Annotated in this window: 13 protein-coding genes; 12 read left to right on the top strand and 1 reads right to left on the bottom strand. The window is 53.8% G+C overall.

What is annotated here, in order from left to right; translation table 11 throughout:
* Positions 1 to 259 precede the first annotated feature (259 nt).
* The 4 genes from GT409_RS05090 to GT409_RS05075 all read left to right on the top strand — a co-directional run bounded on the left by GT409_RS05090 (position 260) and on the right by GT409_RS05075 (position 9,857).
* A complete protein-coding gene (locus tag GT409_RS05090; protein ID WP_160627567.1) occupies positions 260 to 3,019 on the top strand; it encodes a hypothetical protein in 2,760 nt (919 codons plus the stop codon).
* Between the two features lie 328 nt (positions 3,020 to 3,347).
* Complete coding sequence (locus GT409_RS05085; protein ID WP_160627565.1) at positions 3,348 to 6,524, top strand: glycosyl hydrolase; 3,177 nt, start codon at positions 3,348 to 3,350, stop codon at positions 6,522 to 6,524.
* A 13-nt stretch (positions 6,525 to 6,537) separates the two neighbouring features.
* Positions 6,538 to 8,601 (top strand): arylsulfatase, encoded by a 2,064-nt coding sequence (locus tag GT409_RS05080; protein ID WP_160627563.1) that lies wholly within the window; start codon positions 6,538 to 6,540, stop codon positions 8,599 to 8,601.
* Positions 8,602 to 8,795: 194 nt separating this feature from the next.
* Positions 8,796 to 9,857: a hypothetical protein gene (locus tag GT409_RS05075; protein ID WP_160627561.1), complete on the top strand. Its 1,062-nt coding sequence runs from the start codon at positions 8,796 to 8,798 to the stop codon at positions 9,855 to 9,857.
* A 3-nt stretch (positions 9,858 to 9,860) separates the two neighbouring features.
* Here GT409_RS05075 and GT409_RS05070 read toward each other — a convergent pair whose 3' ends face one another.
* Complete coding sequence (locus tag GT409_RS05070; RefSeq protein WP_160627559.1) at positions 9,861 to 10,898, bottom strand: LacI family DNA-binding transcriptional regulator; 1,038 nt, start codon at positions 10,896 to 10,898, stop codon at positions 9,861 to 9,863.
* A gap of 160 nt (positions 10,899 to 11,058) precedes the next feature.
* On the opposite strand from GT409_RS05070, the gene GT409_RS05065 reads away from it, so the two are divergent.
* From GT409_RS05065 to GT409_RS05030, 8 genes are all read left to right on the top strand, one after another.
* The gene (locus GT409_RS05065; protein ID WP_160627557.1) at positions 11,059 to 12,219 is read left to right on the top strand and encodes a cellulase family glycosylhydrolase; all 1,161 of its coding nucleotides are present in this window, start codon (positions 11,059 to 11,061) and stop codon (positions 12,217 to 12,219) included.
* On the top strand, positions 12,216 to 13,412 hold the full coding sequence (locus GT409_RS05060; protein WP_160627556.1) for a cellulase family glycosylhydrolase: 1,197 nt from the start codon (positions 12,216 to 12,218) through the stop codon (positions 13,410 to 13,412). The genes GT409_RS05065 and GT409_RS05060 overlap by 4 nt, the downstream gene beginning before the upstream one ends.
* 135 nt (positions 13,413 to 13,547) lie before the next feature.
* Positions 13,548 to 14,360 carry a hypothetical protein gene (locus GT409_RS05055; RefSeq protein ID WP_160627554.1) on the top strand — a complete coding sequence of 271 codons (813 nt, stop codon included), beginning with the start codon at positions 13,548 to 13,550 and terminating at the stop codon, positions 14,358 to 14,360.
* Positions 14,360 to 15,904, top strand: a complete 1,545-nt coding sequence (locus GT409_RS05050; protein WP_160627552.1) for a sulfatase family protein — start codon at positions 14,360 to 14,362, stop codon at positions 15,902 to 15,904. The genes GT409_RS05055 and GT409_RS05050 overlap by 1 nt, the downstream gene beginning before the upstream one ends.
* A gap of 19 nt (positions 15,905 to 15,923) precedes the next feature.
* Entirely contained in the window at positions 15,924 to 17,294 is a 1,371-nt protein-coding gene (locus GT409_RS05045; protein ID WP_160627550.1) for an MFS transporter, read from the top strand.
* Positions 17,284 to 18,777: a sulfatase family protein gene (locus GT409_RS05040; protein ID WP_160627548.1), complete on the top strand. Its 1,494-nt coding sequence runs from the start codon at positions 17,284 to 17,286 to the stop codon at positions 18,775 to 18,777. The genes GT409_RS05045 and GT409_RS05040 overlap by 11 nt, the downstream gene beginning before the upstream one ends.
* Positions 18,778 to 18,786: 9 nt before the next feature.
* Positions 18,787 to 21,282, top strand: a complete 2,496-nt coding sequence (locus GT409_RS05035; protein ID WP_160627546.1) for a beta-mannosidase — start codon at positions 18,787 to 18,789, stop codon at positions 21,280 to 21,282.
* Positions 21,282 to 22,751 (top strand): sulfatase family protein, encoded by a 1,470-nt coding sequence (locus GT409_RS05030; protein ID WP_160627544.1) that lies wholly within the window; start codon positions 21,282 to 21,284, stop codon positions 22,749 to 22,751. Before GT409_RS05035 ends, GT409_RS05030 begins: the two co-directional genes overlap by 1 nt.
* Positions 22,752 to 22,780: the final 29 nt, after the last annotated feature.

Genomic DNA, 22,780 nt, shown 5'->3' with positions numbered 1-22,780 from the left:
GTTGGCAGACGGGAAAGAACGGCAGAGTTTAAGCGTTCTCGATTGTGGAGTCTGGGTGCAGGCCAAGTTGTACGTGGCAATAATGTGCAATACATATATGCAAATATAACTTATCGATTAAAAAAACAATGACTGTTGTGTTGACGTCAGTGCAATAAGATGCAATAAGTAAATCTGTTAAATGTGAGACGGAAGGTTTTTGGGGGCAGTTTGGCTCGCAGCGCTGAATTTTTTGAATGAGCAAAAAAAGGAGAAACCGATGAGAAACAGATTAAAGGAGAGGGTCGCAGCTGTCGTTGCGGTTTGTTTTTTCAGCTGGGCCGGTTCGGTAATGGCAGTTAATTATTACGATGGCACAGGGGATGTCTCTAATGGAGCAAACTGGTCAGATGGTGCTGTGTCAGTTCCGCCGACACTCGGGGTGATTACCAATACCGGAAATGCATGGACGGGCAGCAACTGGAATAACATGGGGGTTCGTCAGACGGGAGGATATCTTTATGATGCGGCGGATAACGGACTGTATCTGCTCAATGGAGCTGTCTATGAGATTGATGATCCCCGGACCGACTACGCGAGCTATACCAACCTGGATGTAAGCGGCATCTTTAAGATTTGGACCAGTACCACAGCTCCGACATTACGCCTGCTTTCCGGACATGTGGAAATGGGTTCTCTTCATCTGATTACCGCCCCTACGATTGATATTGAAAATGGAATCTTTCATGTCGGCTCATTGACCAATGTAAATCCGAAGGCCAATTTTAACTTTTTGGCCGGAGGGACCGGAGTGGTAGTAATAGACGATATGGCCGGTTATGCAGTGGGCGGTATCTATATTAACTTCGAAAGCGGAAATGCCGGATCGTTTACGTTGGGAGGCAACATCATCAGTGCACCGCCGACGAGCAGCAGCATTGCCTGGCTGATTGCAAACAGCCGTGTGTCCATTGACGGGGTTGCGGATACCAATATTTCTTCCTATTTGATTACACAGAATGGCGACGCGACGACGATTGCCCCGAATCCTTACCGCGACTATGAGACGTTTATCGGGCAGAACGATGATTCGTCTGCACCGGTTGGTGCACTGTATGTGAATGCCAATTGGGCCGATGGATCAATTCCGGATGGGACGACAACCGGTCTGATATACAAGACGCAGAACGTTTGGTTCGGAACCGTAGCGTATGATCTGGCAATTTTGCAGATTGACGGAACCATAGTGAATGGGAGCGAGGTTGCCTTGCGCGGCGGGTCGGACGGGACATCCAACACAACCACGTATGTCATTAACGATTCGGATACGGATTATGCCTCTTATACCAATTTATCGCTTCCGACGCTGACGATCTGGTCTCATTACAGCAACCCGATTGATTTGAGTATTCTTTCGGGACATGTTGATCTTGATTTACTTCAGCTGGTTGCTCCCGGGAATGGTGTAATCAGTATGAAGGACGGGATTTTGCATGCGGGATCCATTACGAAGGGGCAATCCACTGTCAACATGCTGGCGGGCGGCACAGGAGCCATCGTTTTTGACTCTCTCGATTTTGCGGAAAATTCACTGGAAACCACTCTCAAACTGAACTTTGAGAGTGGCAATCAGGGCAGTTTTACGCTCGGCTCCATAAGCACCAACAGCAGTGCCGCCGGGACATGGGAGGCAATGATCAGCAATTCGAGGGTTTCTATTGATGGTGTGACGAGCACCAGCCTGTCTGATTTTGTGATTGTCAGCAATGGACTGAGCACAACAATTTCTCTGAGTTCCTATTATGGCTATCCGAAGTTCATTGGGCAGTATGCAAATTCGGAAAATCCTTCAGGAGGGCTGACGGTTGATGCCAACTGGGACGGCGGGGTACAGCCAGTCGGCAGTAGAACTGGGTTGCTTTATACAACAGCCAACGTCTGGTTCGGGCCGATCATGTCGGACCTTGCTGTTGTGCAGGTTGGCGGAACGGTGTATGCGGCCGGAGAAGGCGATTTCGGTATGCGCGGCGGGTCGGATGGAACCGATTACACATCCCTTTACATCCTTGATGATCCGGATACTGATTATGCGTCCTATACGAACATGAATGTGCCGGGAACGCTGACTCTCTGGTCCCAGTACGACAATTCGATACAGATTGATGTGCTTTCCGGTCATGCGGAGGCAGGAACGCTCAAGGCTGTCAGTGGATTGACCGTTTCCAACCGGGCCTCCAAAGCAACAATCAGTATGAAAAACGGCCGGTTTTATGTTGGAACGCTGGATGGCGGAACCGTGGCAGATGAGCGAGGTTGGTTTGAGGTAAACCTCGACATGCTGGCCGACGGTTCCGGTGAGATTGTGTTCGATACGCTGAACTGCACCGAGATTGACGGGTATCTGACGGGTAATTTCGGAATCAACTTTGAAACCGGCAACACTGGCAGCATTACCTTTGGTTCCAAACTGACCGCTTCCGGAACGGAATCCGCCGCCGGCATCTGGGCGGCAATGATTGCCAATGGCCAGCTTTCCGTCGACGGAGTCGTTGAGACCGACTCCTCGCTGTTCACCATCACTCAGGTCGGAAAAGCTTCGACAATCAAACTGAGCGATGGCAGCGTTCAGACTCCGACGGAGGCCTATGGTTCATGGATCAGCAGGTTTATTGTGGCGGACAGCTCCATGGCCGCGGACCCGGACGGTGACGGACAGAGCAATCTGGCCGAATACGCTCTGTACGGCGACCCGTCCGATCCTTCAACGCAGGGGCAGGGTGTGACGATCAGTGTGGCCGAAGAAAACGGAACCAACTGGTTCTACTATATCCACTATGAACGTACTGACAAGACTGACGCAGGCCTGAGCTATACCCCCGAGGCAGGTTCCGATCTGGTGAATACCAACTGGAGCGGCAGCGGACTTATTGAAATTGGCAGCGGATCCGGCCCGGTTGGATTCAATGCAGTGACCAATCGCATTTCTATGCAGGATGACGCGCAGCAGTTTATGCGGGTGAAAATCGAACTGCAGGATTAAACGGGTTTGGTTCTCCGGCGGAGATGCGGCTGCATTTCCGCCGAATTGCATTTGGCTCCTGCACTGAAACAGGAGAAAGATCTGGTCGGACTGTTTTGCGGGGTCTTTCGTCGGGTCGGAATACCTTGTTGGGGAAAACTCATACAGGTAAGGTTTTTCGGTCAGGCATGTATAATAAACATCATTCGATTCATGACGCGGTTGTTTGTTACGACAGGCAAATGAGAATCGAACATTAGCGGAAGTTGATAAAATGCATAGAGTTGTTTTGTTCGTGATAAGTGTTGTTTGTTCCGTAGCGTGTTTGACGCCTGCCGGAGAGATCGATTTGCTGAAAAAGCAGTTCAGCAGTCCGCCCGATGCAGCGAGGCCGTATGTTTTCTGGTATTGGATCAATGGCAATATCAGTCAGGAAGGGCTGGCGGCGGATCTCGACGCGATGCACGAGGCCGGAATCGGCGGCGCTGTGATATTCAATATCGGCGGTCATGGTCCCGCCGGGCCGGTTAAGCTTTATACTTCCGAATGGCGCGAACTGATGCGGTTTGCCATGCGCCGAGCCGACGAACTCGGACTGGATATCAGCCTGAATAATTCGATGGCCGGCTGGTCGTCCAGTGGCGGTCCGTGGATTACGCCGGAACTGGCGATGCAGGAAGTTGTCTGGAGCGAAACGAAGCTGCCGGGCGGGCAGGTGTTTGATGGACAACTTCCGCAGCCGTCAACGAGGCTTGATTGTTATCGGGATATTGCACTGGTTGCTTTCCCGACTCCGGAATGTGAACTTGCCGGTTTTCCTGAACCTTCCGTGCTTCTGGGCGATGTTGAAATCGATGCCGGGGCGTTGCTGGATTCCGACCGGTCTACATGGAAATCGTTTGATGCCGAAGGCGGAAGCCCGGTTTGTCTTCAGTTCAGTTATGATCGTCCGGTTCCGGTGCGGTCGGTCAGTATGGTTCCACGGGAGTTACGCGATCTCCCGGGGGGAAAGTTGCTTTTTTCCAATGACGGAATAACCTGGCAGGAGGAGTTTTCTTTTTCGCGGCCGGAACGCTTTGCGCCGCTGAATCGTGTCTTTCCGGTTCGCGTGGCGCCATTCTGGCGGATTGAATTTTCGGGCAGTGTTGTGTTGTCTGAAGTTCACTTTTCTCGAGGGTATTGTATTGCGGACTGGACCGGAAAGGCGATGAGTGATCCGTACGGTACGGTTAAGCCGGGATTCACGAGTCCGTCATTGGACGCCTCTCCCGATGAAATTATCCTGCGTGAACAGATTGTTGATCTGACCGGTCAAATGGATGCCGAGGGACGGTTGCGCTGGGATGTCCCCGAGGGCAACTGGACCGTTTTGAGATTCGGATATACGCCAACCGGCTCAAGGGTGGAGCCGGCATCCCGGGAAGGCGGCGGACTGGAGTGCGACAAATTCAACCCGGCGGCGCTGGATGTTCACTGGAAGAACTCCATCCAGCCCTGGATCGACGATCCTGAAATGAACGCTTTGTTTCGCTTTGTTCATGTGGACAGTTATGAGCGGCACCAGCAGAACTGGACGGCTTGCATGCCTGATGAATTCCTGAAGCGGCGCGGCTATGACCTCTCTTCGTATCTGCCTGTGCTGACAGGCCGGGTGATCGGCAGTGTGAAAGAGAGTGAACGTTTTCTCTGGGATTTTCGCAATACCGTGACCGGCTTGATGCACGACAATTATTTTGGACATATGCAGCAACTGTGTGCTGTGGCCGGCAAGCAGTTCACTTGCGAGCCGTATCACCAGAACCAGTTCAACAATGTAACCGCCGGCGGCAAGGCGGATATTCCCATGTGCGAAGTTTGGGATGGCCCGAGTCCAGCGGGTCCATACTGGATGAAACTGGGCGCCAGCCCTGCACATGTTTATGGGAAACAGATTGTCCAGTGCGAGGCCATGACGGCCAGCGGTCCGAACGGCGGAAGCTGGTCCAACGATTTTTGGGCCATGAAAGACGACTGCGATGCGATTTTCTGCGGGGGAGTCAACCGGATGGTTCTGCACGTTTATGTGCATCAGCCGTGGGAAGATCTGGTTCCCGGGCAGACGCTCGCGGTGTATGGAACGCATTTTGAGCGTTCGAATACATGGTGGAAACAAATGCCCGCATTTACCCGCTACCTTTCGCGCTGCCAGCATCTTTTGCAGAAGGGCCGTTTTGTTGCGGATATTCTTTATTCCTGCGGGGAAAACTCTCCATGCAAGAGCATAGAGCCGGGCGGAGCGATGGCCCCGCCGCGCGGATACGATTATGACGTGTGCGATCCGTATGTGATTCTGAATCGTCTGTCCGTTGATGACGGATGCCTTGTGCTTCCGGAGGGAATTCGTTACCGCCTTTTGGTTTTGCCGGATGATATGGAAATGACATCGGAGATGGTTCAGCGAATCGGCGAGCTGGTTGAGGACGGAGCTGTTGTCGTCGCGCCGCGTCCGGTTTGTTCGCCGAGCCTTTCCGGCCAGCCGTCTGCCGACGAAAAAATTCGGGCGATGGCTGACAAAATATGGGGAGACTGCGACGGACAGCAGGTGAAGGAACGTCGTTATGGAAAGGGACGGATCTGTTGGGGAAAACCGGTGAGCCAGATCCTGTCGGAACTCGACATATCTCCCGATTTTCAGACGTCCGCCGGCCCGCTGGTTCGTCATATTCATAAGCGGATTGACGGAACGGATTGCTATTTTATCGCGAACTCTTCTGATCAGTCACTTGCCACAGACGCGGTTTTTCGGACGGATGGCATTCCGGAAATCTGGGACCCTCTGACCGGAGAAATCCGCAGTCTCCCCGTGTTCCGAAAAGAAAACGGACGAACCGTTGTTCCGCTTCGTTTTGAACCGAAGCAGGCATTTTTTGTGATTTTCAAAGGCAAAGCGGAGTTCGTTTCGGGCGAACGTAATTTCCCGGCACTCAAGACGGTTCAGTCTTTGGAGGGGCCGTGGAACGTGATGTTCCATTTCCGGGGAAGTCCGCCGAAGACCGTGGTTTTTGATTCGCTGGAGGATTGGAGCAAACGATCAGAACTGGAACTCAAGTATTTTTCCGGCACCGCGACTTATTCCAAATCGTTTGATTTTCCAAACATTGGAAAAATTAAATCGCTCTGGCTGGATCTTGGGAGCGTGAAAAATGTGGCGGAGGTCCGTTTGAACGGAAAGGCGTTAGGGACGGTTTGGTGTGCGCCGTGGCGGGTCGATATAAAAGATGCTGTTCGCGCAAAAGACAATCGGCTGGAAATCGATATCGTCAACCTGTGGGTAAACCGGCTGATTGGTGACGAACAACTGCCTGCCGACTGCGAGTATACAGATGGAGTTTGGCATCTGCTCAAGAAATGGCCTGACTGGTTTTCGGGAAAATGTCCGCGCACTTCCGGTCGCACAACTTTTGCAACGTTCAAGCACTGGAACAAAGACGACCCGCTGCTTGAATCCGGATTATTCGGTCCGGTAACCATTCAGGCGGCTGAATAAAGAAAGTGATTTTATGACACGCAAATATGCAGGTTGTTTTCTGGCGGGGCTTCTCGTCGGGTCGTTATTGGCTTTGGGTGAGCAGACGGAACCGAAACCCAATATTGTTTTAATTCTGGCAGATGATTTGGGTTTTTCCGATCTGGGCTGTTACGGCGGAGAAATCCGGACGCCGAATCTGGATTCGCTGGCGGCGAACGGATTGCGGTTTACGCAGGCGTATTCCTGCGCCCGCTGCTGGCCGTCCCGCGCAAGTATTCTATCCGGTTATTATCCCAATCAGATCTGCCGCGACTTATTGCCGTTGCCGGGATCAAAGCGGACAGATCGCCCGGAATGGGCAGAACTTCTTCCCCGCTATCTGGAGACGGCCGGTTACAGATCCTGTTTCTCCGGCAAATGGCACATTGACGGGTCGCCTTTGGAAGAAGGATTTGAACATACATATTTGCTGGATGATCATGACCGCTATTTTTCACCGAAGGTACACGAGGAGAACGGACATCATCTTCCGCCGGTCGAACGCGGTTCCGGGTTTTATGTCACGACCGCCATTGCAGATCATGCCATTGGGCATCTGAAGGAACATGCGGAACGCAGTCCCGATCGACCGTTTTTTGAGTATGTTGCATTTACTGCTCCGCATTTTCCCCTCCATGCGCTGCCGGAGGATATTGCCCGCTATAAAGGGAAGTATGACGATGGTTGGGATGAGGTTCGGGCGGAACGTTACGAGCGGATAAAGAAGCTGGGCATCGTGCAGGGCGGGTTGTCTCCGAGAGATCCGGAGCTGCGCTGTCCACCCGGCAGTCTGTCTGCCGAAAAGCTTCGGGAGATGATCGGGCCGCAGGAGATCAACCGTGCTGTTGCATGGGATGACCTCACCGATGAGCAGAAAAAGTTCCAGGCGCAGAAGATGGAAGTTCATGCCGCGATGGTTGATCGAATGGATCAGGAGATCGGGCGCATTATTCAGCAGCTCAAGGAGATGGGCTGCTATGAGAACACGCTGATTCTGTTTGCGTCGGACAATGGTGCAAGTTCAGAGCAGCTGATTCGCGGAGACGGACACGATTCATCCGCTCCGGTCGGTTCCGCTTCCAGTTATCTGGGGCTGGGGCCGGGTTGGGCCTCGGTTGCGAACACTCCGTTTCGGCTCTATAAAATGTGGACCCATGAAGGCGGCGTGTCCAGTCCGTTGATTGCACACTGGCCGAACGGAATCAGCGACAAGGGTACTTTGCGTCGTTTCCCCTGCCATTTTGTCGATATTGTTCCGACGTTTCTCCAATTGGCCGGCAGCTCGTCGGCACCTTCCGCAGAAGCGCCATCCTTTCTTGGGCAGAGCCTTGTCCCCGTTTTTGCAACCGACCGGGAAAAGCGCAGTGGAAATATTTGGTGGTATCATCAGGGAAACCGTGCATTGCGTTCCGGCGACTGGAAGCTGGTTGCTGAAGCTGGCAGGCCGTGGGAGCTTTACAATCTTGGGGCTGACCGCAGTGAAACAGATAATCTGATCCGTTTGTATCCCGAACGTGCCGCCGCGATGCAGGCGGAATGGGAAAAAACAATGAAGCAGTTTGGCCAAGATGCCGGCATTAAACCTCCGGGGGAGATCGTGGCGGTTGATGGAGTTTATGTTTTCGAGGGCACTCAATATGCCCGGCTGACGGATATCCTGCCGATAACGCCGGAAAATTCCATGGTTTGGAAAATGGAGGTAAACATCAGCCGCGAATCAGCTCCCGGTTCAATTCTGATGGGGAATCGGCGGACGGCTGAAGAGGCCACTTCGTTCATGAAGATTACGCCGGAACGTGGAATCCAGATTTATGATAAGGGAAGGCAGCTTATGCGGCTTCCCTTTGTGTTTCCCCGGGAAGAATGGGTCTCTGTGGAGCTGATCAAAACCGGATTGGATTTTACGCTTTATGTTAACGGGGACAAAGCGGGCAGTGCCCGTTGCCTGGATTCGGTGAGCGAGGCGTTTCCCTGTTATCTCGGCGGAGATCCATTCGTTGGAGAATATGCCCAATGTTCCATTCGGTGCGTCAGGGTTGGTTTTGGCATGGATTGAAAATCTCATGGGTGCCGCGCCTCGAATGTTCTCAACTTTTCCAAACATTGGAAAAACAACCGGAATACGGGGCTTCCGGTTTCCAAACCTTGGAATTTATTATTCCGGTTTCTGCGGTTTTGTTTGCAGTATTGAAGTGATCACTTCATTTTATCGATTGATCGATGCGTCGAATCAATATGGAAAACAATGGGATGAGCTGTATTTTCAAAAACAGATTTGGATGGACGGCGGGGCTTCTGATGTATGCGGTTGTTACAGGATTTGCGGAAGATCGGCCAGGCCGGTGTTTCAGGGAGATCGGCGGATCCAACTATGTAATGTATGATGTGGCCGATGAGTATCTGAAGGGCGGTCAGGGCTGGTTCCGGCCCGGCGTGCTGCGGCCGGTTGTGGGGACATTTCATCTGCAGGAAAAAGAAGACATTTCAGCGCAGCTGAAAGCGATGGCTGACTCCGGCCAGCGCAAGATTTCCATTATGATGTGGCATGATCACCTGACACCGGAGCAGCTGGCGGCGGGCGGAGTTTTCGGGCATGTACTGGCTTCCAACGGCGGTGTTCTTCTGCCGCAGCACGAGCAGAATTTGAAAGAGCTTCTTGCTCTGGTTCAGGAGAGCGGGTTCAACGAGCTGATTTTCCGGTTTGCGCAGCAGGGGTCTGCGTGGTCACAGGAATGGAAGGATTGGGATGAAGAGCTGTATCAGGAAAATCTGAACTTCATTGTCTTTGTTCGGGCGCTGGTTCGCGAGGCGCTGGACGGTTCCGGAATGAGGCTGCGGTTTGATCTGGGTGCGGAGCTTGGCGGAATCGAGTCGGGTCGTGTCACTGAATATACAAAAAAGCTGTGGGCGGAATATGCGCGCCGGTTCGGAACGGAAGATACGTTCGGCTTTTCCATTGCGGCGCATCCCGGTCGGGTTGCGCGCTGGATCGATGTGTGCGACGAGGTCGGTGTGCGCCCGGAGTGTTACGCGCTGGATTTGTATAATCATATTCCGCAATGGATGCCCCGGATGATTTCAGAGTTTTATGAAGCGGAAATCCGGAGCCCGAAAATCATCGTGCTCGAAACCTACTGGAATGATCTCCAGGTTTTGGAGGAGCTTCAGCAGGTTGCTGATCAGTTCAATCTTCAGTACGAGTTTCTGATGCAGTGGCCTTGGCGGAGAGGTTCGGCTCATCCGCATTTCAGCGATGTGTTTGACCGTCCGGAATATGACGTGTATCTGGGGTCGGGTCCGGACGGAAAATGATGCTTACTCGGAATGCGGCGGGGCAGTTGTTTCGCGGATGATCAGCCGGCCCTCCATCCATGGTTCCTGCGGCGGTTTGGCGGAGCTGTCGCCTTCGATCTTGCGGTGCAGCCATGTGGCGGCGCTTTGGCCGAGGCGGATGTTTGGGATGTCCACCACGGTCAGCGGAGGGCAGAAATATTCAGCATGCGGGTTGTCGTCGCAGCCGATCAGTGAAATGTCTTCGGGAACGGAGAGCCCCTTGCGGTAGAACGCGGACCGCGCTCCGGCAGCAAGGTCGGTGCTGGCAGCAAAGAGCGCGGTGATTTCAGGAGACTCCTCAGTCAGGCGGGTCGCCGCCTGGAAGCCGTATTCAATTCCGGTGGTTTCCGGGGATGTCGGCATTTCCGGAATGTACTCTTCTTTCAGGGGAATACCGGCTGCCTGCAGTGCGGATTTGTATCCCTCCAGTCGGTCAAGCTGTGCCTGATTGTTCGGTGCGCTGTAAAGAAATCCGATGTGGCGGTGTCCGAGCTGAATCAGGTATTCAACCGCTTTGCGGGCGGGGGTCTGGTTATTGACGCTCAGAATGTTGTTCGGTATTTGCGGATTGCCTGAAAGCAGACAGCAGCAGGGAAGTTTTTCTTTTTCAATCTGTTCGATAAAATTGCATTTGCTGTTGGCGTTCAGGATGATAACCCCGTCCACGTTGCGACGGAACAGTTCTTTGACCACATCAATGCTGTTCAGCTTTTCGCGCGGCGAGCTGTAGATCGAGAGTTCCAGATCCTGTTCGTTACAGTAGCGGTTAACGCCGTTGATGACCTGATCGGTGTAATCCGAGAAAATGGTTTCATCGTTTGTTCCGGTGCAGATCAGAACGCAGAGGTTGGTTAATCTCGGCGAAAAATCGCGCAGTTTGAATCCGCGCCGGCTGGCGAGCTCCTTGATTGCCCGGCGGCGGGATTCACTGATTTTCGGGGAATTGTTCAGTGCCCGGCTGACGGTAGACGGGCTGGTTCCCAATTCCTGTGCAAGTGTATAGATGGTTGGCTTTTTCATATTGATAGACTAAATAGATGCAACAAGTTGCATTCGGCGTCAATCGAAAACTTGTGACAGGATTCGATTGATTACGCTTCAAATCCTTTTGGACAGCTTTCTGGTTGACATTAGTGCAACAAGATGCAATATATAACCCAATCATGAATTCCGGAGTCTGATGAAGAAAATATGCCTTATTCCGTTTCTGTGTTGCTGCGGCTTGTCTGTTGGCTGGTCTGCCGGGTTGACTGTATCTGGAGGACAGCTGATGCGGAACGGAACGCCGTATCGTGCAATGGGTGTCAACTATCACAATTGTTTCAGTCAATTGCTTAGCAATCCAAAGAATCGTGACTACGAAAAAGGATTTGTGATTCTTCGTAAAAAGTACCGGGTCCCTTTTATCCGTTTTATGGCCGGACCGTTTCATGATCAGGGCTGGAAGCTCTATGATCAGAGTCCCTCCGATTATTTTGCCCGGCTGGATTTGATTGTTCACGAAGCGGAAAAGCGGGAGCTGGGACTGATTCCATCGCTGTTCTGGTCGGTTGTGGCTGTTCCGGATTACATGAATGAACCGCTCAGTGCATTGGGCGATGCCGACAGTCGGTCGCGTGGGTTTATTCGTCGATATGCCACAGACATCGTGACGCGTTACAAGGATTCCCCGGCGGTTTTCGGATGGGAATTCGGCAATGAATACATGCTCTTTGCCGACCTGCCGAAGCTGGATCATCTGCCACCTCCGAAAAAGGGAACAAAGACGCCGCGTACTGCGGCGGACAAGCTGACGCGCCCGATGCTGCTCGATCTTTATGAAGATTTTTATCGGACCGTGCGATCGATCGATCCGGAGCGCATTATCGTAACCGGTGATTCCATCGCCCGGTCTGCTGCGTGGCACAATAGCAATCAGGATTGCTGGGGGCATGATTCCCGCGCCCAGTGGCTGGAGCAGTTTGCCTCAGATACGCCCGACTGCTTCGAGGTGGCTTCATTTCATCTGTATGAAGAGGCCGATGGGTCATATTTCAAAGGCGAGAAACCGCCGCTTGGTGAGGTGGTTGCTGCCGCGGTTCAGGAATGTCGCAGAAACAACCGCGTGGTCTGGTGCGGTGAGCTTGGTATGCCGGGATCCGACGACTATTCGCGTGAAATTTTCTTCCGCATGATGCAGGCGGTCGAAGACAACTGTATTTCTCTGTCCGCCATTTGGAATTTCATTCCTTCTGGCCGCTACCAGCCGGATTGGGACATCTTGCCCGACCATGAACGGGTCTATATGCTCGAGGCAGTCCGGAAACTGAACGACCGGTATGCAGTTGGAGAATGGAAATGAAAAGATGGTTTTTTGTGCTGATGCTTACTGTATGTGCGGGATGTGCTTCAACTCCACCGGGCCTGACCGTGAAAGACGGCGAGTTCCTGAAAGACGGGAAACCCTTCCACGGAATCGGGGTCAATTACTTTACGGCATTCATTCGGAAACTCGGTCTGGAGGGCGGAACGCCGAATCTGAATGATGATTCATACCGGCAGGGCTTCGCAACGCTGCGCGAGCATGACATTGCCTTTGTGCGTTTTGCCGTCGGCGGATTTTTTCCAAACGAGTGGAAAAGCTATCAGGAAAACCGCACGGCTTATTTCGAGGCATTCGACCGGCTGGTGGCCGATGCCGAGGCTGCCGGAATCGGGTTGATTCCGTCGCTGTTCTGGTTTTTCCCAACGGTGCCGGATCTCGTCGGAGAGCCGATTGATCAATGGGGAAACCTCGATAGTCAGACTATCGCTTTTATGCGGCAATATACCACCGAAGTGGTTTCGCGCTACAAGGACTCCCCGGCGATCTGGGCGTGGGAATTCGGCAACGAATTCATTCACGAGGCCGACCTTCCGCCGCCGGAACTCGGGCGCGGATGGATTGTTCCGGACTTTGGAACTCCCTCTGAGCGCACGGCGCGTGATAAAATGTTCCGGAAGAATATTTATGTCGCCTATCAGGCATTTGCCGATACGGTTCATGCAATCGATCTGCACCGTCCGGTTCTGTCCGGCGACACCATGCCGCGCCCGACTGCGTATCATAATTTCCATGACGGCGCTTGGGGAATCGACACAAAGGCGGAGTGGGAGGAAATCTTTCTTCAGGACAACGCCGCCATGGATGCGCTCTCCGCCCATTTCTATTATTTCTCACTGGACGAAGAAAATCATGACGGCGGCTTCATGGAATACGGCCCGGAGCAGCAGCTGCCGTTCATGATGGAAATATCGCGTCGTGCAGACAAACCGCTTTGGATCGGCGAATTCGGGCCGTCCGGAAAAAAGAAAACTCCAGACCAAGAGCGTCGTCAGTTTGAATTCATTCTGAATCTGTTTGTGGAAAACAAGGTGCCGCTTTCCGCACTTTGGAACTTTGATTTTGAGCATGTAGACCAGACGCCGTGGAACATCATGGAAGACAACCACCGCGCCTGGATGCTGGATGCTCTACAGGAAGCAAATCAACGGCTTCAGAAAGAAAAGGACTGATCGTGAGAGGTATTGGATCCAGTCTGATTCTGGTTTTCTGCGTCGCGGCAGCGGATGCCTTGCCGCAGCGGCCTTTATGCCGGAAGCCGAAAGGATTTATGAGATTCGCGATAATGGTCCTGTCCGGAGGGGGCAATGAAAAATAAATTTCACTGGTCATTCGGCGACAGTTCGATTCTGAGCGGGAAGGTTTTTCAGGAAGGATTTTCTTCTGTGAACAGCACGCTTCCTCAGGAAACGTTTGCTCCTTCTTCCGACTGGGAGACGTCTTTCGACGTAGTCTATACGGGACAGCAGAATTTCACGAAAGATGATCAGGTTTACTACGGCAGTCTGCGGATGAAGGTCGGAGTGGAAAAAGACCGAGTCCGGCTTGCCGTTAGCGGAATCCGGCAGTTGGAGCAGAATTATAAGCGGGAGCGGCAGCATCTCCTGGTCGAAACCGAGTGTCGTCGCGATGCGCTTTGCTCCTTGGACCCGGACCGGGAATGGACGCTTCACCTTTGTCTTAGGAACCAGCTCGATCCACTGACGCGCCCCTATGCCGAAATGAACGAAACCGGTCGGTTGCGCGACGGGCGGATTGAAAAAAAGGACGCGGCCGGGAACTGGTACACATACCGGGAAACGGTCTCCGGGTTGCCGGTTGTCAGTAACTGGGCACTGATTGCCGCGATACAGTCATTCCCGAAGGATAAGGAATTTACCTTTGGCTATTTTCCTCAAATGGAATCCTTTGCTGACGGACACAGCATCCGTTTCCTGGAAACATTCCAGGCATCTTTCGGCGGGCGCGAAATTACGTTGCATGGCTATGTTCAGAAAGGCCCCGGAATTACACCGGTCTTTTACTGGAGCGATGATTCCGGGCGTGTGCTGATTGCCCGCTATGCGCTGTCCGCGCTGGTCTACAACCCGCAGCCGAGGCTGGAAAGGGAGGCGTTGTAATGTCTGATAAGCAACAGTTTGAAATGAGCCGCCGCTCTTTTCTTGGGACGGGGTCCGCTGCGCTCGGCGCAGGATCGCTGTTCTATCCGTCCAACGCCCGCGGGCAGGCACGGGCCGGAGTGCCGAACATCATTTTCATTCATGTGGACCAGATGAGCCTGCTGGATTCTATCGGGGCCTACGGCGCGGAATATGTCCATACGCCGGGAGTCGATCGCATTGTACGCAACGGGACTTCCTTCATGCAGTCCTTCTCAACCGATCCGGTCTGCTGTCCGGCGCGCACGGCCTGGTGGAGCGGAATGTATTCTTCCGAAAACGGAGTCATTATAAACAATACGCCGTGTCACAGCGACACGCCGGACCTTTCTCCGCTTCTGCAGCAGGGCGGCTACAACACCTATTACGTTGGCAAATGGCATGTTCCCGGCAAGGCCGTGCGGCAGCTCTTTCATGTGCTGCATGAAGGAAGCTGGTGGGGTGAGCTGACCGACCAGGCAGTTACGCGCAGCGCCCGCGCATTCCTGCGCAACTACAACGACCGCCAACCGTTTTTTCTCTCGGTCGGATATCTCAACCCTCACGACATCTGCATTACGCCGTCCAGTGAATATGAACGGGCAGAGAAAACGAATGGGAAGCGGGTGCCACGCTATGTGCAGGAAAAGATTCTCTCAGACGATGAGATTCCGCCGCTGCCGGAGGCCCATGAATACGACCGGCGCGAGCTGTCCATCCAGGTTGTGACGCATCGCGGTCGAATCGATGTCCCGAAGTTTTCTGACTGGAGCGACGACCTGTGGCGGATACATCGCTACAACTATCATCGTCTGATCGAAATGGTGGATCATGAAATCGAGCTGCTGCTCAACGAGCTCGATCACTCGGCATGGAGGGAAAACACCCTGATTGTGTTTTCCTCCGACCATGGCGAAGGAATGGCGCGCCATTGGGGAATTGGAAAATCAACGTTCTACGAAGAAGTTGTCAAAGTTCCTTTCGTTGTGGCGACACTTGGTGACGTGCTGTCGGTTCGTAAAAACGTTCAGGACACGAAGCATTTGGTGTCGGGCATCGATTTCGGCCGGACGATTTGTGACTACGCCGGTGTTGATGCCTCCGCTCTGCCTCACGGCCGCAGCCTGCGGCCGTTAGTGGACGGAACCGATCCGTCGTCCTGGCGCGAATATGTATATGCGGAATGCAGTGCGTATGCGCACATGATCAGCGACGGACGGTTTAAATATATCCGGGGCTACGAAGAGGAAGGAGACGTTACAGGTCTGCCGCCGTCCCGCAAAACGCATCCTGTCGGCGTGGAGCAGCTGTTTGACCTTCAAGCTGATCCCGGCGAACAGCACAACATGGCATACGATCGCTTTGCGCAGGAACTGCTGGCAAAACTGCGCAATGCAATGGACCGGGAAGAGGAACGTATTCTTCCACTGCGTCCCGTTCCCCATTCGGTCGGATTGAACTTTATGAAAACCAATGCGGAACTGATTCGGAAACGAAACGTCCCGAAAACCTGGCCGGTCAGCTGACCGAACTGAAATGAATCATATGGAAACAAAACTTTCACGCAGCAGAAAATCCGCCTGGGCCATGGGCTCGATTGCCGATGTCTACATGACCAACGCGTTGAACTACCTGGCATTTCCGATTTACAACATGGGTCTCGGCGTTGACCCGCGCCTGCTCGGCTGGGCGCTCGGCCTGCCGCGCGTTTGGGATGCCGTTTCCGATCCGCTGATGGGCAACATTTCCGACAACTTCCACTCGCGTCTGGGACGCCGCCGTCCGTTCATCATCATCGGAGCGCTGCTTTGCTTCCTGATGTTCGGGCTGATCTGGAGTCCGCCGACCTTTCTTTCTGTCACGGGAATCGGCTGGTTCTTCATGGTCATGACCTTTCTGTACTACACCGCCTACACGATCTTTGCCGTGCCGTGGAGCGCACTGGGGCTGGAACTGACTTCGGACTACAACGAGCGTACGCGGGTGCAGGCCTACCGTACGGTGTTCCAGGCCGTCGGCGGCCTCGGTCTCGGTGCCATGTGGTATCTCTCGCAGAAATGGGGCGGGGGAAACGACGTGGTCGGCGTGCGGATTGTCGGTTGGGTCTTCGGCGGGCTCATCGTTGCCTGTGCACTTTTCCCTGCATTGTTCTGCCGCGAAAAACTTCAGGTGCAGGCGCAGCCGAAAATCGCTTTCTGGCCTGCCATTCGCGCAACGTTTTCGAACCGGGTTTTTCTGCTGCTGATCGCCGTGACTGTCTGCGTCATGCTGGGCATTTTCATGGTCAACAGTTTTTCACTCTACATCAACACCTGTTATGTCTTCGGCGGTGATAAAGAGGGCGTGGCCAAACTCAACATGGTTGCCAACTTCGCGTTTCAGGGCGCCGGATTGGCGCTGGTTCCGCTGATCGCGGCTGTCGCCACGCGCATTGGCAAAAAACCAACACTGATCGGCGGCCTGCTGATGGTGGTCGTTGCCTATGGAACCAGCTGGTGGTTTTACACGCCGGAAAACCCGTACCTTCAGTTGATCACGCTCGCGCTTGCCGCGCCCGGGCTTTCCTGTATGTGGACTATTGCCTCTTCCATGCTGGCCGACATCTGTGACCTTGACGAAAAGAAAACCGGCCGCCGTCGCGAAGGGATGTTCGGTGCTTCCTACAGCTGGGCCTGCAAAGCCGGCATAGCGCTCACCATGGTTCTGAGCGGCTACATGCTCAACTGGTCCGGCTACAACGCCGAGATCGAGGTGCAGCCCGAATCGGTCATTACCACCATGCGTCTGCTCTACATGTTTGTCCCGATGGGCTTTGTCGGTTTGGCTGCATTGCTCGTTTGCTTTTATCCGCTTTCAGAAAAACGAATTCACGAACTTCAGAAAGAATTGAACAGGGGGATTTCATATGAAGAATAAATGGAACGCACTTCTGCTGGCCGCCGCTGCGGCCGCCTGTGTGCAGGCGGATGCCGGGCGGCCGAATGTCCTGTTGATTATTGCGGATGATTTGGGCCTCGGCGATGTCGGCTGCTACGGATCCAAATGGATTAAAACTCCGAACATTGACCGGTTGGCGGCAGAAGGCATTCGCGCAATGGATGCGCATTCAACAGCTGCGGTTTGCACGCCGTCCCGTTACTCGATTCTCTCCGGCCGCTACTACCACCGCTATCCGCGCAACTGGAACGGCGAGGCGCTTATCGAAGCGGACCGCCCGACGATCGCTTCTGTTTTCCGCGACAACGGATATGCCACCGGCTACTTCGGCAAAGTGCATACCGGCTGGGGCGAACCTTCCAAGGATCGGAAACATCGTCAGGACCTCGACTGGAACAGGGAATTGCCGCGCGGAGTTCTCGAGATGGGTTTCGACACCTATTTCGGCACTCCTTTCACTCATAACGAACCGCCCTTTGTGTTTGTTAAAGACCGTCATGTCGTCGGCCTCGATCCGGACGATCCGCTGATCTGCATTCCGAAAGACGTGGAGCGCGGCCCATGGGGCTGGGGCGCCAGTAAAGGAGCCAAAGCCGCCCACGAAGCGCGGCCGGTCGACCAGATTGATCTGATCGTCACCGAAAAGGCGATAGAGTTCATTAAAGGCACGGCGGGCAAAAAACCGTTCTTCATTAATTTAGCGCTGGTGGCTCCGCATGTGCCGGTAGCCCCGTCCAAAGATTTTAAAGGTCGCACGGAGCTCGGCTGGTACGGCGATTTTGTAGAGCAGATGGACTGGTGTGTCGGGCAGGTTTTCCAAACCTTGGAACAACTCGGACAGGCGGATAATACGCTGATTATTTTCACCAGCGACAACGGTGCAATTTTCCACAAGGAATATCTGGCAAAGGGCCAGAATTCCAACCTCGATTTTCTGGGGCAGAAAACCGATGCGTGGGAAGGCGGCGTTCGCGTTCCGTTCATCGTTCGCTGGCCCGGAAAGGTCCCGGCAGGAAAAACTCTCGAGCCGCTCATTTCGCTAATGGATATTTCCAAAACCGTTTGGGCGGCTGCCGGAATTATGCCGCCGGCCGGTGCATCGCCCGACGCATTGAATCAGCTCGACCTGATTACTGGAAAAACCGATCGGGCCATTCGCAATGAACTTTACATGATCGGTATTACGGGTACGGCACTGCGCTCCGGTGACTGGGTCTACATTCCGCAGCAGGGTTCCTGCGGGATTACAACGCTGGAGTCCGCAACCTGGGCCATTCAGCTCGCCGATCTGGGACAGACAAACTCGGACTACAATGTGGATGGAACGCTCAAAGAGGATGCTCCGGGGGCGCAGCTCTACAATCTGCGGAACGACCCGGGTCAGTCAAAAAATGTAATTCGGGACTACCCCGAAAAGGCCGCCGAGCTGGCGGCACGATTTAAAGAAGTGAGCAAACGCTAGGATGAAGAAATGAAGCGAATCAGTTTAGACGGGAAATGGGCGCTGCAGGGTGCCGCTTATGGAGAATCGGTGAATGAAATCGGGGAGTGGGTTCCTGCAACGGTGCCGGGAGATGTTCATGTCGACCTGATGGCGGCAGGCAGGCTCGACGAAATGTATTTTGCCGACAATATCCGAAAAAACAGATGGGTCACCGAGCAGGCGTGGTGGTTTCGCCGCGAGTTTTCGGTTGAGGAGCTGGACTCTCGGACGGAACTGGTCTTTAAAGGCATCGATACGGTCGCCAACATCTATCTGAACGGTGAACAGATCGGCCGGACCGAAAACATGTTCCGTGAATACCGCTTTGATGTTTCGGAAAAACTGAGGCTCGGTGAACCCAACGAGCTGGCCGTCTGTATCGAGCCGATTTCGATTGTGATGAAGCAGCACGATGCCGACCCCTATTTTGCCTGTTTTAATGATCATCGCATTTTTATGCGCAAGGCGCAGTGTCATTTCGGTTGGGACTGGGCACCGGACTGCCCCGGTACCGGAATCTGGGATTCCGTGCTGCTGGAAACCTACGATCAGGTCTGTCTTGACGGGCTGAATATTCACACAACCTGCGACGGACTGGTTTCCTTTTTCGTTTCACTCGACGGATCTGTGCAGGAGGTTGGCACCGATGGCCTGGAACTTAGGCTGACCGTGACGGCTCCGGACGGTTCCATGGCGGCGGACGAAGTCTGGGCTGCATCCGGTATCAAAAACTTCCGAAACCTCTTTATTGAAAGCCCGCAGCTTTGGTGGCCGAACGGTATGGGCGGACAGCCGCTGTACAGCTATGAGCTCAGTCTTCTCAAAGAGGGTTCGGTAATCGATACAAAATGCGGCCGGTTTGGAATCCGCGAAGTGCAGCTTGAAGAAAAACCGCTCGGTCCCGACAAAATGGGTTTCGCGTTTATTGTCAACGGCCAGCACTGCTTCTGTAAAGGAGCCAACTGGGTTCCGCTCGACAGCTTCACCGGCGCCATCCCCAATGAAAAATACGATCACATGCTGACGTTGGCCAAAGAGGCAAACTTCAACATGCTGCGTGTGTGGGGCGGCGGGATTTATGAAAAGGATCGGTTCTATGACCTCTGTGACGAACTCGGTTTGATGGTCTGGCAGGATTTCATGTTTGCCTGCGGCGATGTGCCGGATAATCACGACTGGTTTGTCGAAAACGTGCGCGCAGAAATTGAAGTTCAGGTGAAGCGCCTGCGCACACACACCTCTGTGGTCTACTGGGTAGGCGGCAATGAAAAATCCGGCGATTTCTATCGGAAGATGGTGAATTACGGCGATTCGCTCTTCGACGAAATGATTCCGGGAATTGTGCAGACGCTCGATCCGTTTCGTCCATACCGTCGCGGCTCGCCGTACGCGTATGTGGACAGCGGCAATCATCCGAAGTCTGGAGACGCCCATCTCAGCGCGCTCGGCGAGACTTTTGCTCCGGGCTCGAAGGGGTTCCTTGACTACCGCAACTGCGTCAACCACATCGATACCTCGTTTAACTCCGAGTTTGCCATCCAGGGACCGTCCCGCCGGCAGAGTTTTGAAAAATTTATGCCGCCGGAACATTACTGGCCAATTGATGATCTTTGGAACTATCGCATCACGCACAATCCATACGATCATCACGACACCCGCAGCTTTGCCGAAAAACAGCTCGCGCTTTGTCAGGCCTTTTTCGGCGAGCCCAAAGACCACGCGGAATTCATCAAATACGGAATGTCCATGCACGCCGAGGCCATGTGGGACGAAATGTTCGGCTATCGCACCAAGCGGCCTGTCAACAGCGGCTCTATGTTCTGGATGTATTCCGATCCGTGGCCGACCGGCAGCTGGTCGGTTGTCGACTGGTACGGCCTGCCGAAAGCATCGTATTACGCCGCGAAGCGCGCGGCGCGCCCGCTGCAGATCGGGTGGAAAGTGCGACCTGACGAAAACGGCTGGCAGCTCGTCGCCTGCAACGACACACTGCGTGCATTTTCAGGGCAGATTTTCTTCGGCGAGGAAACCGTCGCCGGCGAACAGAAATGGGCGCGTGAACTGGATGTTTCCATTCCGGCTAACACGTCGATCGTGCTGGCGGAAATCGAAACGAAGGAGTTCAGCGGCGCGTCCGACAGCTTCCTGTTTGCCGAATTGGCGTGCGGCGACGAGAAACGCAGCGATACCTTCTTCCCGAACTTCTGGAAAGAGGTGCCGTGGCCGGAACCCGATCTCGAGATCACCGGTTTCCAAACCTTGAAGAAGGACGAAATCGAAGTGACGATCGAGGCCGAAAAGTTTGCCCGCTTTGTTCATCTGGAGGGCTTGAACGAAGGTTGTGCGGACGGTTCTCCGGTTTATCTCTCCGACAGCTTTTTTGACATGCGTGCCGGTGAAACCCGCACGGTTCGTCTGAAAGGTTCTGCACCGATCGATCCCGGAAAAATCAAAGCCGTCCATTGGCTTCAGGAGTGGTGCTGATGCTTAAAAAATGTTTATGGGCGTTGTCCACTGTCTGCTTTTCCGCAATGGCGGAAAAACTGCCGAATATCGTGATGTTCACGGTCGACGATATGGACATCACGTCGGTGAACTGCTACGGCAATCCGCTGCCGAACCTGACCCCGAACATGGACCGGCTGGCTTCGCAGGGCATACGGTTTCAAAACGCCTATGTCAGCACGCCGATCTGCATGCCGTGCCGCCAGTCGATGATGACCGGTCTGCATCCGCATCGCAACGGCTCTTTCGGGTTTGTCGAAGTGGAAAAAGGAGTCTGCCCGTCGCTGTCCGGCATCCTGATGGAAAACGGCTACTACACCATATCCATTGGAAAAGGGCGCGACTACAAAGCATTCCCGTGGGACAAATGGGTGAACGGTCTCGGCGGGGACGGATGGTACACCCGCAAGCCGGACGGTTTTTACGACGAAGCGAAAAAAGCGATTCAGGAAGCCCGTGCGGTCGGCAAGCCGTTTTATCTTGGGGTGAACACCTCTGATCCTCATCGTCCCTTTGCCGGCAGCGAACAGGAAAAGGAGTTTGTTTCCAATGTTCGGAAAAAATATCCGACGGCTCCCGACTTCCCGGTAATGGAACCGGTCTGTTCGGAAGCGGACGTCCCGTTGCTGCCTTATCTTCCCGATCTCCCGGATATCCGCAAAGAGACCGTGCAGTATCTGACCTGCGTCAAGCGCGCCGATGATACGCTGGGCCGGATTATGGATTTGCTGGATGAAGAAGGATTGACCGAAAACACACTGTTTGTCTTTTTCAGCGACCACGACGCCGCCATGCCGACTGCCAAGCAGAATGTATATGCCCATTCCGCAGCCACGCCGCTGATGATTCGCTGGCCAGGCCGGATTTCGCCGGGGTCGGTTGATTCGGCGCATATGGTTTCAACCGTCGATCTTATGCCGACCATTTTGGAGGCGCTGGGTTTTCCGCTCCCTGGAACTCTGGATGGCCGTTCCATGCTTTCCATCCTCAAGGGCGGAACGCAGGGAAACCGCGACATGGTGTTTGTTTCTTATAACTATATCTATCGCGGCACACAGGTGTTTCCAATGCGTGCGGTGCATACCAAAGACTGGAGCTTTATTTTCAATCCTTGGTCCGATGGCGTGAAAAAGCGGCTGCAGGGCAGTGGACAGCCGACTGAAAATCAGTCGGGCCTCACTTTTGCCGCTATGCAGAAAGCGGCGCTTACCGATCCGGAAATGAAAAAACGCGTCGATACCATTCTGCTGCGACGACGGGAAGAGCTTTTTGACCGCCGCGAGGATCCTTACAGCTTCGAGAATCTGGCCGATGATCCGGAATACCGGAGTGTCCTTAAAAAAATGAAACAGCTTTTAGACGAAGAAATGAAGCGCAGTGAAGATCCGCTTTTCCAATGTTTGGAAAACGGCGGAAGCTATCCGGCGGAGTGGAATAAAAGGAAATAGGTCTTCGAAAAGGCGCGAGGTCGCAAAGG

Source organism: Tichowtungia aerotolerans, from assembly GCF_009905215.1.
GTDB classification, from domain to species: Bacteria; Verrucomicrobiota; Kiritimatiellia; order Kiritimatiellales; family Tichowtungiaceae; genus Tichowtungia; species Tichowtungia aerotolerans.
Note: the sequence above shows the minus strand (reverse complement) of the source record. Positions and strands in the feature narration are given on the sequence as shown.

Coding starts and splice junctions, on each gene's coding strand:
- GT409_RS05030 (WP_160627544.1), top strand. CDS start 21,282: ATGCTTAAAAAATGTTTATGGGCGTTGTCCACTGTCTGCTTTTCCGCA.
- GT409_RS05090 (WP_160627567.1), top strand. CDS start 260: ATGAGAAACAGATTAAAGGAGAGGGTCGCAGCTGTCGTTGCGGTTTGT.
- GT409_RS05040 (WP_160627548.1), top strand. CDS start 17,284: ATGAAGAATAAATGGAACGCACTTCTGCTGGCCGCCGCTGCGGCCGCC.
- GT409_RS05065 (WP_160627557.1), top strand. CDS start 11,059: ATGAAGAAAATATGCCTTATTCCGTTTCTGTGTTGCTGCGGCTTGTCT.
- GT409_RS05075 (WP_160627561.1), top strand. CDS start 8,796: ATGAGCTGTATTTTCAAAAACAGATTTGGATGGACGGCGGGGCTTCTG.
- GT409_RS05070 (WP_160627559.1), bottom strand. CDS start 10,898: ATGAAAAAGCCAACCATCTATACACTTGCACAGGAATTGGGAACCAGC.
- GT409_RS05035 (WP_160627546.1), top strand. CDS start 18,787: ATGAAGCGAATCAGTTTAGACGGGAAATGGGCGCTGCAGGGTGCCGCT.
- GT409_RS05055 (WP_160627554.1), top strand. CDS start 13,548: ATGAAAAATAAATTTCACTGGTCATTCGGCGACAGTTCGATTCTGAGC.
- GT409_RS05080 (WP_160627563.1), top strand. CDS start 6,538: ATGACACGCAAATATGCAGGTTGTTTTCTGGCGGGGCTTCTCGTCGGG.
- GT409_RS05050 (WP_160627552.1), top strand. CDS start 14,360: ATGTCTGATAAGCAACAGTTTGAAATGAGCCGCCGCTCTTTTCTTGGG.
- GT409_RS05045 (WP_160627550.1), top strand. CDS start 15,924: ATGGAAACAAAACTTTCACGCAGCAGAAAATCCGCCTGGGCCATGGGC.
- GT409_RS05060 (WP_160627556.1), top strand. CDS start 12,216: ATGAAAAGATGGTTTTTTGTGCTGATGCTTACTGTATGTGCGGGATGT.